Origin of the sequence: Bartonella quintana (assembly GCF_009936175.1) — a bacterium.
Lineage (GTDB): Bacteria > Pseudomonadota > Alphaproteobacteria > Rhizobiales > Rhizobiaceae > Bartonella > Bartonella quintana.
Map to the genome: position 1 here is coordinate 1,088,819 of NZ_AP019773.1, position 13,388 is coordinate 1,102,206.

Below are 13,388 nucleotides of genomic sequence, written 5' to 3' on the forward strand. Positions count from 1 at the left end.
ATTCTCCATAAATTGCATGTTAAAATCCAAAACAGTTACTACAAAAAGAAAATAAAGCGCAAATGAAAAAAATTCAAATCTTTATAAATTTACAAAGTATTTCAATTTTATTTTATAAAAAACTTTTAGTTACTTTAAGCTTAACATTCTTAATTTTAGGATTACTTAACTTCTCAGTTAGCATTCAAAAAAATAAAAATCATATCTTTTTGTAACACTTTGGTATGAAATCAGATGGAAGACGCATCAGACTAGCTCTCACCAGACCATCTCTATCTGGAATAAGAAACGGCATTATTGAAATTATGCTTAAATCTGGATGGAAAACATACTGGCGTAATCCAGGCAATTCAGGTATGGCACCATTTTTTAATTTCAAGCGACAGGTTTCTTATGAAATATTTTATCCCACACCACCCACAGCTTTATGAAACAGAAAACAACTGGCCAATAGGTTAAAAATAAAGTTCTATTGCCTTTTACTATCTCCAATGCAAGTAATAATTTCATTGGTTCTTTAACTCTTGGATTATGTAATAAAATTTGCCTTCCGTTTACTATTAACTTTACTTTTTCTTCATCCATTCAAAAAACAAACACCTCCTTTTATCCTTGTTAAAGAAAGCTCAGGATGCCTTGCCCAACGAACACATAATGAGTTAAAATAAGTGAGAACATCGAGTATATGCTCTTTAGCGCTCCCACCCATTTCATACCAAAGAAAACAAACCAAACAATTTTTTATACAGTTTTCTTTAAAGATCACGCCTTAAGTGGAACATTCACACTCCATCTGCAAGCAAGCAAACCCTCTCGTTACTCCGTGATAAAAGAGAAAGCTTCCCCCAAAAGGCTATGCCGAAAAGTACCCATTTTTGCGATATTCAGTAATTGCTTTACGTGCCAGTGCATCTGCACGCTCATTATCTGGATGTCCAGCATGTCCTTTTACCCAGTGCCATCTAATAGTATGAAGAGAACAAACATCTTCAAGAGCTTTCCATAACTCGATATTTTTAACAGTTTTTTTTGACGTCGTACGCCAATTATTCATTTTCCATCTTTCAAGCCATAAGGATATACCATTGCGCACGTAAACCGAGTCCGTATAAAGATCAACCGAACAAGCCTCTTTAAGTACCTTCAACGCACAAATCGCTGCCATCAATTCCATTCGATTATTGGTCGTTTGCACTTCTCCACTGTAAAGTTCACGTTCATGACCATTCCAGCGTAAAATCGCTCCCCACCCTCCAACTCCAGGATTACCAGAGCAAGCACCATCTGTATAAATTTCAACAACTTTCTGTTGATTTAACATGAAATTCAAAACCCTAGCTTACACAGCGAACCCGTATTTACTAAAAAACAAAGCTTGTGCCAATATTCCTATGGATCTTTCTTAACAACAAAACTACCGAGCAGTATATTAAACCAATCATAAAAGCGTGTGAGTAAAAAGCTTAAAGCCGCACCACGCGCCAACGGAACAATCGTGTTCAATTCTAAAGGAACCAATGTTCTCATTTTTTGATAATTTTCTAATAGCACACGTGCTTTGATAAGATTATAGGGATGTAATATTCAAAACACCATGCATTCAAGCAGATTGCCAAGTCATAAGCCAAAAAGTCATTACAAGCAAAATAGAAATCGATAATATAAGAAAGACTATGATTTTAAAAAACACATTATCATTAAATAAATCAGCGTGAACGATGCCTGTTGGCAAATTCGACGGCCAATTTTCTTCTAGAAAAGCTAATTCGGGATCAATTTTTTCCAAATTTTTTAAGCAACACATCTTCTCTCGTTTGGCAGCTTTTCCATAAAATCTTCCAATCCACAAGAGAAAGAGTATTCCGAAGATATAAGTGAAAAATCCTTTCTTGCTAAATGTAATTATGCTAAACTAACCCCTACCTCGTAGCAACAACAGACATCTGATTGACGAACCCACATCCCTTCCTAAAATAAAAAGTAATAACAGTAGCAGAACCTCCTGCTAATTCACCGATCGTTGTCCCATCATTCTGAATAACCAGTTGAGGGCAAGGGATTCCCTGGCTCTTTTAGTGCCGCATAAAACTACAAAAAAGCAAATCATCTTTTGAAATACGTTTTTCATAAAGCGTTAAAATACATCTACCTTCTGTTGTATTAAGCAAGAAATTAGAGCCCTCGATCCCCTCTGCTATGCCTTGATATGAGAGAAGTGAACCGATCGAGTAACCTGTCAAAAATGCCTTCAAATCATTTGAATGAATATCTGTATAGACCAGCCATTATTCTGCTTTCATTGTAGGCATTTATGTATCCTAGTTTTTGTTTTTTAGCGTTTCAGACTGACCATTCACAAAAGCCATATCTTGAGGCGTTAAAATAACATTGCGCAATTCCCGATTGACCAAAAATGTCTCCCTTTCCACCACTGTTTCAGACAATTCTACTGTAACATCATAACGTTCACGAAAAGCTGAAATAATTTCATCAACAATAATTTCAGGCGCAGAAGCCCCTGCTGAAAGACTCACAACAGAAAGAGGACCCAGACGATCAAAATCAATTTCATCAGCCCGTTGAACTAAAATAGACTGCCGCGCACCAAATCTCTCAGCAACTTCTACCAAACGTCGTGAATTAGAAGAATTCGGTGCACCAACAATCAAAAATAAATCACTCCCCAGTGCCGCCGCTTTAACAGCATTTTGGCGATTCGTCGTAGCATAGCAAATTGATTCGGCAGCCGGTGGTTCCAACGCAGGAAAACGTCTCTGTAATACATCAAGAATCCCTGCTGTATCTTCAACAGAAAGTGTTGTTTGCGTCACAAACCCCAATTTATCTGGATCATCTGGCTGATAATGCAAAGCATCTTCTATCGTTTCAATCAAAGTAACAGCTCCTTTTTCAAGCTGTCCCATTGTTCCTATCACTTCAGGATGACCAGCATGACCAATCAATATAACATGACGGCCATGACGTTGATGTCGCATCGCTTGTTTATGAACCTTAGAAACCAACGGACATGTTGCATCAAGATAAAACAGATTGTAACGATTAGCCTGTTCTGGTACAGATTTTGGGACACCATGCGCAGAAAATACAACAGGCTGATTGCGATGTTCTTCTGGAATCTCATCAAGTTCTTCCACAAAAATGGCTCCTCGTTGCTGTAATCCTTCAACCACATAGCGATTGTGCACAATTTCATGACGAACATAAACTGGAGCACCATATTTTTTTAATGCAAGAAGGACAATCTGTATAGCGCGATCAACCCCTGCACAAAATCCACGCGGACTACAAAGACGTATTATTAAAGGGGAAGGCACAGACATAAACCCACCTTAATTTTATAACTTTGATCATATAGCCAAACAGGCTATTTTTATGCACTCTATAAACAGTGTAAAGAGAAAAATTGAAAATATTATCCTTTTCTGTCACAGCCCCTCTCTATAAAATACCTTTACGGCATTCAGACGGCTCTTTAAAAAGTTTCTCTTTAATTTCATTACACTAAAGGATAATAAAATACCAAACAAGAAATTCAATCAAAAGAATTCCAAATATAGCTGCTAAATAAAATAACGAAAAGAAAAATGTTTTTTTTGCCATCAAAATAGTTGCATCATACGTATCAGCTTTCCACAAACGAAAGGCAAAATAAATAAAGATAACGCTCAAAATCGTCGAAAAAATAGCATAGAAAATTCCCGCAAAGTCGATGATAAAAGGTCCAGCGGCGGATATTGTCATAAGAATAGTGTAAAATAAGATCTGTTTTTTTGTTGAACGCTCGCCTCGTACATTAGGCATCATTGGAATGCCTGCTGCACCATAATCAAGAGACGAAAAAAGAGAAAGAGACCAAAAATGCGGCGGGGTCCACATAAAAATGATTAAAAATAATAAAAAGCTCTCAATATTCACTGTACCGGTTGCCGCAGCACATCCAATCATAGGTGGGAAAGCTCCAGCTGCACCACCAATAACAATATTTTGTGGCGTTCTTCGTTTTAGCCAAATTGTATAGATAACGATATAAAAAAAGATTGTGAAGGCAAGAAAAAATGCTGCAAACCAATTAATGAGTTTCCCCATCATCAACACCGAAAGCATAGAAAGAACCATGCCAAAAACAAATGCCTTTCTGGAACTGATTTTACCACTAGGAATGGGACGATTTCTGGTACGTTTCATCACTGCATCAATGTCAGCATCATACCACATATTAAGAACCCCCGCACCACCACCGCCTATGGCAATACACAAAATTGCTAAAAAACCATACAATGGATTTATAGAAACAGGTGATACAACTAATCCAACCAGAGCTGTAAAGACAACAAGTGACATAACCCGTGGTTTTAATAATGTGATATAATCATAAATACCAGATTTTGGTGGAATTGATTTACCACTTGCATCCGATAATTCTCTTGAAACAAACATTCTGCTCAAAGACCTTCAATCTCTGTCGTCCACAAACAAATACTTTCTGGCATATGAGAATGACCAATTAATATGCGTATTTTGAAAACATAGAGGATATCTCTCTTATACATATATCCATTAAAAAAAGAGAGAAACATTTGTAATAAAAATACATTTTTTCTTTCATTTTAAAATTTATCACAAAAACAAAATACATTACAGCAAACATTCTAAAGCAATGCCAAAAGCTTTTTCTCCTATAAAATACTGTTTTTTACTTTTTATTTTCTTTCATGTCTATGGATTAATATGTTTTGGTAGAGAATGGTTTTGTGTTATAATTTTAGTTCGAAAATTCACTTTTTATGTAACTCTATGCACGATAGCATCGTGTGGATTCAGGTAAGGCTTTCTGTGGTACTTTATAAATTGCTAAAAAAAACTTTCTTTTTTTGTGCTGTTATTTACACACTCTATAATGTTTCTATCAAGCACGCTGTCGCACAAACATCTAACATGCAAACTGTCCCTGCCCCAAAAAGCTACGGCGCATGGACAAAGGTTTGTTCTCTGCCACCAGGTACACCTAATATACAATGTGAAGTTGTGCAAAACGTACACACACAAAATCGCCCTGATATTACCTTGCGCGTTACGTTTTATAAACTTCCTAAAAATCAAGGTGCTTTGATGCGTGTTTTCGTTCCGATTCGCGTTGAACTACGCCTTGGTGTTGGACTTAAAATTGACGATAAAGATCTAGGTAAAATGGAATATCGCCGTTGTCTCGGTGATAATTGCGTTGCTGAAGCTGTTCTTAAAAAAGACATATTACAACTCTTTTTAAAAGGTAAAATAGCAACCTATTTTATCTTCACAACCCCCGAACAAGGAATCGGAACCCCCGTTGACCTTCAGGGACTTAATGATGCCTATACAAATTTACCAACTTAGTCAAATTTATACATATTAATGAATCAAAGCATTTCAAAGTTCATTTTATAGTTTCTCAAAAATAGAAATCTTTCAGATATAAATAAAATAGGATAACCACAATGAAATCCCTGATTGATCATTTTGATATTGCCTCATCTAAAGTGCAATCACTTGTGCAAGAATCACTTCATCATGCTGATGATGGCGAACTTTACCTTGAGTATACAGAAAGCGAAACGCTTTTATTTGATAACGGACAGCTTAAAAATGGCTCATTTCATCAAGATATGGGATTTGGTCTGCGCGTTGTTGCAGGAGAAGCTACTGGGTATGCTCACTCTAGTGAATTATCAGCTGCTGCGCTCAAACGCGCCAGTGAAGCAGCTAAAGCTGTTACCTATAATAATCATGGAGGACCTTATAGCGCAGCACCTCAACAAACAAACAAAAGACTCTATCAACCACATAATCCCCTGGATACTCCATCATTTGAAGAAAAAAGTAAACTTTTGCAAAAAATTGATACCTATTTACGCGAAAAAAATGATAAATTGCATCAAGTTACTGTTTCTCTTTCCGGCTCACTACAACATGTCGAAATTTTACGTGCTGACGGATATCTTGTTCGTGATGTCCGTCCTCTTGTACGGCTTTCTATAGCTGTGGTCGCAGCTGAAGGTGAACGGCGTGAAAATGGCTTCTATGGATGTGGTGGACGGCAAGCATTTAGCCAATTTATTAGCGAAGAAAATTGGAAAAAGGCTGCTGATGAGGCTTTGCGTATGGCTTTCATAAACCTAGAAGCAGAAGCAGCACCAGCAGGAACATTTGATGTTGTCTTAGCCAATGGATGGCCCGGTGTTATGCTTCATGAAGCTGTAGGCCATGGATTGGAAGGGGACTTCAACCGTAAAAAAACATCTGCTTTTGCTGGACTTTTAGGAAAACAGATTGCAGCAAAAGGTGTGACAATTGTTGATGATGGTACAATTCCAAAATGCCGTGGTTCACTCACTGTCGATGATGAAGGCACACCATCAGGATATAATGTTCTTATTGAAGATGGTAAACTTATTGGTTTTATGCAAGACAGGCTAAATGCTCGACTTATGGGCGTTAATCCAACTGGAAATGGACGACGTGAATCCTATGCACATGCACCAATGCCACGGATGACAAATACGATCATGCTAGGAGGCGATAAAACACCTGAAGAAATTTTATCCTCACTAAAAAGCGGTATCTATGCTGTCTCATTCGGTGGAGGACAGGTTGATATTACTTCCGGAAAATTCGTCTTTGAATGTACCGAAGCTTACCGAATAGAAAATGGCAAAATTGTAGCACCAATTAAAGGTGCAACCCTTATCGGAAATGGACCAGAAGCCATGAAACGTATTACAATGATTGGGAATGATAGCAAACTTGATAGTGGGATCGGTATGTGCGGAAAAGCAGGACAAAATGTTCCTGTTGGAGTCGGACAACCGCATCTGAGAATCAATAATATGACAATTGGTGGAACAGCACTTTCATAAAATTATGTTCTATGCACTTCATTCTCTAAACCAGAAGACAACTAAAGCATAGACCAACGACTTCATAAAAGAAGGAAATTTTTTATCTAAACACGAGGAGAGACGTCTGAATTTATTGAAGAAGCTTTCGATAAATTAGCATTCTTTGTAAAGATTGTTCATTATTGTTCTGCACTGTTTTCCTGTCTAAGCGGGAAAAACGGACAGAGATGTATTTTGCTTCCTCACCTCTTCTCTTTATGCCTCTAAACAGAACCTTTATCAGCAATAATTTTTGTATTTTCACCTCAATCAACAAGCTAAGCTGCTTGGATAAATGCATTCCAGTTTCCTGTCGTTAAGAAGAAAATGCAAAGCTTGGCTCAAGGCACCCAATCCAGCCTGACTCTTCAGAGTCAAATCTTAATTTGCTTTTTGCCAATGCTTCCTTTTATGCTAGCGTTCTCTATAGCCTGTAGCAGAATCTATAGCCCGCAACATAGGAATGAGTTAGAACACAGGTAGTATCGATCCTCACAGCTTCACCATCATAACCCTTAATTCTTGGCCAACGCTTCTAAAAACTGATTGTTTTTTTATTCTAAGGGATTCATAATGCTTGTTGATCGATGCTATGCCACTTGCCATGGATGAATGGGCGCTACACCATTTGGCTGAGAGAAAGAAGAAATCCTCGTCCTTGCATTCGGTTTTTAAAATAAAATGAACGCCTTCAACAAAAGAATATCGGTAAGGGGTTTCCAGTCCTTATACGCATCTGAGAAACTTATTTAATAAACCTTAGATCCTTTGTAAAATCCCTGCACTTGACTGTCATACTTTTCTCAGTAATGCTGCTTCTTTTTACAAATGGAACGTTTCCACCTCTCCACATTTTCTCTCAAATCTCAACTTAGGTGTATAGAACCTCATCAAATATCCTTCATTCAATAATTCTTTTGGTATCCTTCAAATAAGCTAAAGTTCCCAACTGATATTCACTTTACGCTTACTCAAAACAGTAACAATTTTAAGATGCGGTGACCATAAAAATTGATCAATCGGTATGACTTGTTCTATTGTAACCCCCTGCAACAAAGAAGAGATAAATCACGAACAAATGTAACAGGATTGCACGAAATGGCCACCACACGTGGGATGGTTGTCTTCGCTAATTCACGCACCTATTCTTGCACACCAGCACGTGGAGGATCAAAAACAACGCACTCAAAACACGCAAATTTCCTCGCAGAAAGTGGATGACGAAAGAGATCACGTTTTTCACAAGTTACTGTCTTTAAACCGGTTGCAAAATGTGCTGCCCGATCTAAATTCGCTAACGCTGTCCCATCATTTTCTACCGCATGAACATTCATCTTTTTCGCCATACGTAATGTAAAAGTCCCCATTCTTGAAAACAAATCCAAAGCATTCTTTGCTTTTTTTAAATGGACCAAAATAACATTGCCCATAGTATTTTCTGCTTCTAGAGTCGCTTGGAGAAACCCACCAGCAGGAAACTCAACACAGACATCTTCAAAGTAAACCAATGGTTTTTCTCGTTCAATCAAAACTTTACCTTCAACAGATAAACGTGTAATTCCACGCGCAAGAGCTGTATGAACCATTTTCTGACGAATACGTCATCCCCCCACCACACACCCATTTAAAGCAACATCTAAACCATTTTCAACAGCTGTTATCGTAACCTGAAATCTCTTGGTATAATTGCTTAAAAGAGCACAAAATACCTTGATATCATCTAGTTTAGACATAATCTCTAAACATGTAACTGGACATTCCTCAAGTGTGATAACATCATGCGATAAATAGCGATTAAAACCAACAATGTAACCTTTCCGGATCGCAAGCGCTGTTAAAGATTCGTCGACGATTGTGGTATTCACATTCAATCAAAGGAGAAACAAGGATATCATCGATCCCATGTTTTTTAAGGTATCAACAACTAATTGCTTTTTTCAAAAGCGATAAGCATCAGCACGCCAATGCTGAAGCACACACCTTCCACAACTCTCAAAATGTTGGCAGAGAGCATCAATGCGTTCTGATGATCTTTCTTCTAAGGTAATAAGTTCTCCATACTTTCCATGAAAAGCAACTATAGCAACCTCTCCCGGTAAAGTAAAAGGAACATAGATAGAGCCATGCAATGTCTTAGAAATACCGTAACCGTTCGCTCCTATGGTCGATTATAACTCTGTTGCTCACACATTTTTTCTCCAAATAACAAATATTCCAAATTGCCATCACCGCCTGCAATAGGTGAGGGAAGCAAACCTTTGTACTCCATCCTATTTGCACATATTTAGCCAATCAAAAGTTCTTCAGCAGTTTGTTTTGCTATTGATAGATTTCTCAATACCCCACCTTTCCTAAAAGCTTCTCGACCAATTTCAAATTGTGGCTTTACCAATAAAACCGCTTGAGCTCCCTTCTTAGCTAGAGACAAAACGGGAGGTAAGGCAAGTTTAAGAGAAATAAAACTGATGTCCGATATGATGAGACCAATTTCCCTGCCACCTAAATGTTTCTGTTTCAAATCTCTAACATTCAAGCCTTCTAATAAGGTTATCGCACTGTTGCCAGCTAAACGTGCACCCAATTGATGATGGCCAACATCAACAGCAATAACATGCGTTGCTCCACGCTCTAAGAGAACTTGCGTAAAACCACCTGTTGATGCACCAATATCAATGGCTGTCACTTTATCCGTTACAATCGAAAATGCATCAAGTGCACGCATTAATTTCAATGCCGCACATGAAACATAATTGCGTGCTGGATTACAAACAACAATTTCTGCGTCAGCAGAAATAATTTGCCCAGCTTTAAAAATGATTTCGCCATCAACCTTGACGGTTTAGCGTATGATAGCATCACGAGCCCGTGATCGCGTCATAAAAAATTTTTTTCAACTAAAAGAATATCGAGTCTTTTTCTAACAGCCATCTCATACTCGAACTTTCTGCACTGTTCGAATTTCGCGTCCCAAAGCAGTAAAGACAGTGTTGACAATACCAACAGCATCAAGTCCGATACGCGAAAGAACTTTCTCTGGTGAACCATGATTCAAATATTCATCAGGAAATTTTAATGTGCGAACTTTCAGACCATGCTCTAAAAGCCCTTCTTTTGCCAAGAATTGTAATAAGTGTGCTCCAAATCCACCTATTGCACCTTCTTCAACGGCCACCAAGACCTCATGCTCACATGCCAAACGGCGCATCAAATCCTTATCCAAAGGCTTCGCAAACCGTGCATCCGCAACCGTCGTAGACAACCCCTCTGCTATCAACGCATCAGCAGCTACCAACACTTCTGACATCCGCGTTCCAAAACAAACCAAAGCTACCCTGCTTCCTTCACGAAGAACACGCCCTTTTCCAATCTCTAATAATTCACCGCGCTGCGGTAAATCCATGCCAACACCTTCACCACGCGGATAACGAAAAGAAATTGGTCCCTGATCATAAGCTGCAGCAGTACGTACCATATGCATCAGTTCAACTTCGTCAGAAGGCGCCATGACAACAAATTCAGGAAGAGTAGCTAAAAAAACAATATCAAAACTGCCAGCGTGCGTCGCACCATCTGCACCCACAAAGCCGGCTCGATCAATGGCAAAACGTACCGGTAATTTTTGAATCGATACATCGTGAATAATCTGATCATAAGCACGCTGTAAAAAAGTAGAATAAATCGCAACAAAAGGCTTATACCCTTCACAAGCCATACCGGCAGCAAAAGTTACAGCATGCTGCTCAGCAATACCAACATCAAACATTCTTTCAGGAAATTTTTCAGCAAAAGCATCAAGCCCTGTTCCTGTTGGCATTGCCGCCGTTATACCAACAATCTTATTATCATGCGTAGCTTCCTCTATTAAAGCATTAGAAAACACCTTAGTATAGGCAAGAGCATTGCCTTGTGTCTTAATCTGTTTACCTGTAACAACATCAAAACTATTAACACCATGATATTTATCAGATGATGCTTCCGCAGGTGCATATCCCTTCCCTTTATGGGTTACTACATGTACCAAAACAGGACCATTAGGATATTCACGAACATTTTTCAACACAGGCAATAAATGCTTTAAATTATGGCCATCTATTGGTCCAACATAGTAAAAGCCAAGCTCATCAAATAAAGTTCCCCCAACCAAAAAACCACGCGCAAATTCTTCTGAACGACGTGCCTTATCTAAAAAAAACTTTGGCATTTTTTTGCTGAACATCTTTATCCGTTCACGCAAACTACGGTAAGCAGGACGGGAAACCAATCGTGCGAGATGCGCACTCATTGCACCAGTAGGAGGAGCAATAGACATATCATTATCATTAAGGATAACAATCAGACGTGCATCCAAAGCACCAGCGTTATTCATCGCTTCATAAGCCATACCAGCAGACATAGCACCATCACCAATCACAGCAATAATGTTGCGCCTTTTCTCTGCTTTCAAAGCACTAGCCACCGTCATACCAAGACCAGCTGAAATAGAAGTAGAAGAATGACCCGCACCAAATGGATCATACACACTTTCTGAACGTTTCGTAAAACCTGACAATCCACCCTCTTGGCGCAATGTGCGAATTCTATCTCTACGCCCCGTCAAAATTTTATGAGGGTAGGTTTGATGACCAACATCCCAAATAATCCTATCTTCCGGTGTATTAAAAACATAATGCAACGCAACAGTAAGCTCCACAACACCAAGCCCCGCACCAAGATGACCACCTGTTACAGAAACTGCATCAATTGTTTCTGTCCGCAACTCATCAGCTAAACGTACCAAATCAGACTCAGGCAATGCCCGCAAATCTTGCGGCAAACAAATACGGTCAAGCAATGGCGTCAATGTCCGAGACAAAAAAAACTCCCTTATATTATTTTATCAAGAGAGTGAAACGGTAAGAATAAGCCTTCTCCACTCTTTCGTTTATGGTGTGGTGCATTTCCATCGGAATACTTTATCGATGTGGAATTATCTACAGCTTTTCTCATTTTAATTCATTTTATAAAAAAGAAACTGATAAAATCCGTTCCTATAAACGAGATTACGACGCCTCTTACCTTGCAATATTCCAGAACTATTTAACATTATTTCGAATCAAGTGGTTCCACACCTTTCGGGGAGCCTTCCTCTGAAAGCTGAATTTTCTCAACTTTAGCTTCTGCAGCTTTTAAGAGTCTATCGCAATGTTTTTTAAGAGCTTCACCGCGCTCATAAATATCAATTGATTGTTCTAAAGGAACATCCCCACGTTCCAAATTTTCAACAATAACCTCAAGCTGCTTAAGCGCTTGCTCAAAACTTAGTGCAGTAATATCCCCCGTTTGTATCTCTTGTTTCATGTGATCCTCACAAAATATCTGTTCTGGATACACGAATTCCAAAACCTTCCAAACCTAAATAATGACGCTCGTTAGCAGCATAAACGATAACAGAACTAATCCCTAAATGTTTTAAAATTTGTGATCCTAAACCAATTTGTCGCCATTCTTCTCCGCGTTCAATTGCTTGCACATGGTTTTCCAAACCTCTCATTGCCAATGCCTGACTACCAACAGCTGATTGTACACCAACAGATCCCTCACGCAAATAAACAAATACACCACGTTTTTCTTTTTCCATCATACGCCGCATGATAGTTATAATATCTGACGATTGACCAAAAATATCGCTCATAATGTTTTCACGATGCAAACGCACAGGAATATCCTCACCATCACGGATATCACCAAAAATGATTGCAACATGCTGGACTGTTTCCCAAGGCAGTTGATAACTTTGAAAAACAGCTGGTCCTACTGGTGTTTCAATATGCATTTCTCCAACATGCTTGATCAATATTTCCTTACGCTGACGATAAGCAATTAAATCTGAAACTTTTATTATATGCAATCGATTATCTTGCGCAAATTTTGTAACTTCATCTCCATGTTTAACGCTGCCATCATCATTGACCAATTCACCGATAACGCCAACCGGGGGCAAATTAGCTAATTTACATAGATCAACAGCTGCCTCGGTGTGACCTGAACGCATAAGAACACCCCCTTCATGGGCAATTAAAGGGAAAATATGTCCTGGACGAACGAAATCGCTCGCACCGGCATTTGAATTAGCAAGATTACGCACTGCTAGTGTACGATCATGTGCTGAAATACCCGTTGTTATTCCATGTTTAAAATCAATAGTAACAGTAAATTGGGTACGATGCGCTGAATTATTATCTGACACCATAGGAGTAAGATTAAACCGTTGCGCTTCTTCTTTTAGCATAGGTGCACAAACAATACCCGTTGTATGGCGAATGATAAATGCCATCTTTTCTTCTGTACAATGGACAGCTGCAACGGTTAAATCACCTTCATTTTCACGGTCATTATCATCTGTAACTACCAAAATTTCACCGCGTTCAAAAGCCCGAAGTGCAGAAACAAATTTTTTTTGGTCATATGTCATCA

8 protein-coding genes and 4 pseudogenes are annotated in these 13,388 nt (G+C 38.7%); 3 read left to right on the forward strand and 9 right to left on the reverse strand.

Annotated features, from left to right (window positions below):
- Positions 1–62: 62 nt before the first annotated feature.
- Positions 63–802, forward strand: a pseudogene (locus MF1_RS06915) (protein-disulfide reductase DsbD domain-containing protein); the annotation flags it as partial.
- Positions 803–853: 51 nt separating this feature from the next.
- Here the strand turns inward: MF1_RS06915 and rnhA are convergent.
- The 4 genes and pseudogenes from rnhA to cyoE all read right to left on the reverse strand — a co-directional run bounded on the left by rnhA (position 854) and on the right by cyoE (position 4,458).
- Positions 854–1,321: a ribonuclease HI gene (rnhA, locus tag MF1_RS04470; protein WP_011179154.1), complete on the reverse strand. Its 468-nt coding sequence runs from the start codon at positions 1,319–1,321 to the stop codon at positions 854–856.
- A gap of 5 nt (positions 1,322–1,326) precedes the next feature.
- Positions 1,327–2,282, reverse strand: a pseudogene (locus MF1_RS04475) (homoserine kinase).
- A gap of 36 nt (positions 2,283–2,318) precedes the next feature.
- On the reverse strand, positions 2,319–3,341 hold the full coding sequence (ispH, locus tag MF1_RS04480; protein ID WP_161510562.1) for a 4-hydroxy-3-methylbut-2-enyl diphosphate reductase: 1,023 nt from the start codon (positions 3,339–3,341) through the stop codon (positions 2,319–2,321).
- A 181-nt stretch (positions 3,342–3,522) separates the two neighbouring features.
- Positions 3,523–4,458: a heme o synthase gene (gene cyoE, locus MF1_RS04485; RefSeq protein WP_161510563.1), complete on the reverse strand. Its 936-nt coding sequence runs from the start codon at positions 4,456–4,458 to the stop codon at positions 3,523–3,525.
- A 357-nt stretch (positions 4,459–4,815) separates the two neighbouring features.
- Here cyoE and MF1_RS04490 point away from each other — a divergent pair, with 357 nt between their 5' ends.
- Together MF1_RS04490 and tldD are read left to right on the forward strand one after the other, a co-directional pair.
- Positions 4,816–5,394, forward strand: a complete 579-nt coding sequence (locus tag MF1_RS04490; protein WP_240532101.1) for an invasion associated locus B family protein — start codon at positions 4,816–4,818, stop codon at positions 5,392–5,394.
- Between the two features lie 101 nt (positions 5,395–5,495).
- Entirely contained in the window at positions 5,496–6,914 is a 1,419-nt protein-coding gene (tldD, locus tag MF1_RS04495; RefSeq protein WP_161510564.1) for a metalloprotease TldD, read from the forward strand.
- Between the two features lie 957 nt (positions 6,915–7,871).
- On the opposite strand, the pseudogene MF1_RS06920 reads toward tldD, so the two are convergent.
- The 5 genes and pseudogenes from MF1_RS06920 to ribB all read right to left on the reverse strand — a co-directional run bounded on the left by MF1_RS06920 (position 7,872) and on the right by ribB (position 13,386).
- Positions 7,872–9,122 (reverse strand): annotated as a pseudogene (locus MF1_RS06920) (class I SAM-dependent RNA methyltransferase).
- Between the two features lie 4 nt (positions 9,123–9,126).
- Positions 9,127–9,863: pseudogene (locus tag MF1_RS04515) on the reverse strand (TlyA family RNA methyltransferase); the annotation flags it as partial.
- Position 9,864: 1 nt separating this feature from the next.
- Entirely contained in the window at positions 9,865–11,787 is a 1,923-nt protein-coding gene (dxs, locus tag MF1_RS04520) for a 1-deoxy-D-xylulose-5-phosphate synthase (protein ID WP_161510568.1), read from the reverse strand.
- A 230-nt stretch (positions 11,788–12,017) separates the two neighbouring features.
- Positions 12,018–12,272 (reverse strand): exodeoxyribonuclease VII small subunit, encoded by a 255-nt coding sequence (locus MF1_RS04525; protein ID WP_014923862.1) that lies wholly within the window; start codon positions 12,270–12,272, stop codon positions 12,018–12,020.
- Positions 12,273–12,279: 7 nt separating this feature from the next.
- Positions 12,280–13,386, reverse strand: a complete 1,107-nt coding sequence (ribB, locus tag MF1_RS04530; RefSeq protein WP_042995558.1) for a 3,4-dihydroxy-2-butanone-4-phosphate synthase — start codon at positions 13,384–13,386, stop codon at positions 12,280–12,282.
- Between the last annotated feature and the right edge of the window lie 2 nt (positions 13,387–13,388).

Coding starts and splice junctions, on each gene's coding strand:
- rnhA (WP_011179154.1), bottom strand. CDS start 1,321: ATGTTAAATCAACAGAAAGTTGTTGAAATTTATACAGATGGTGCTTGC.
- ispH (WP_161510562.1), bottom strand. CDS start 3,341: ATGTCTGTGCCTTCCCCTTTAATAATACGTCTTTGTAGTCCGCGTGGA.
- cyoE (WP_161510563.1), bottom strand. CDS start 4,458: ATGTTTGTTTCAAGAGAATTATCGGATGCAAGTGGTAAATCAATTCCA.
- MF1_RS04490 (WP_240532101.1), top strand. CDS start 4,816: ATGCACGATAGCATCGTGTGGATTCAGGTAAGGCTTTCTGTGGTACTT.
- tldD (WP_161510564.1), top strand. CDS start 5,496: ATGAAATCCCTGATTGATCATTTTGATATTGCCTCATCTAAAGTGCAA.
- MF1_RS04525 (WP_014923862.1), bottom strand. CDS start 12,272: ATGAAACAAGAGATACAAACGGGGGATATTACTGCACTAAGTTTTGAG.
- ribB (WP_042995558.1), bottom strand. CDS start 13,386: ATGACATATGACCAAAAAAAATTTGTTTCTGCACTTCGGGCTTTTGAA.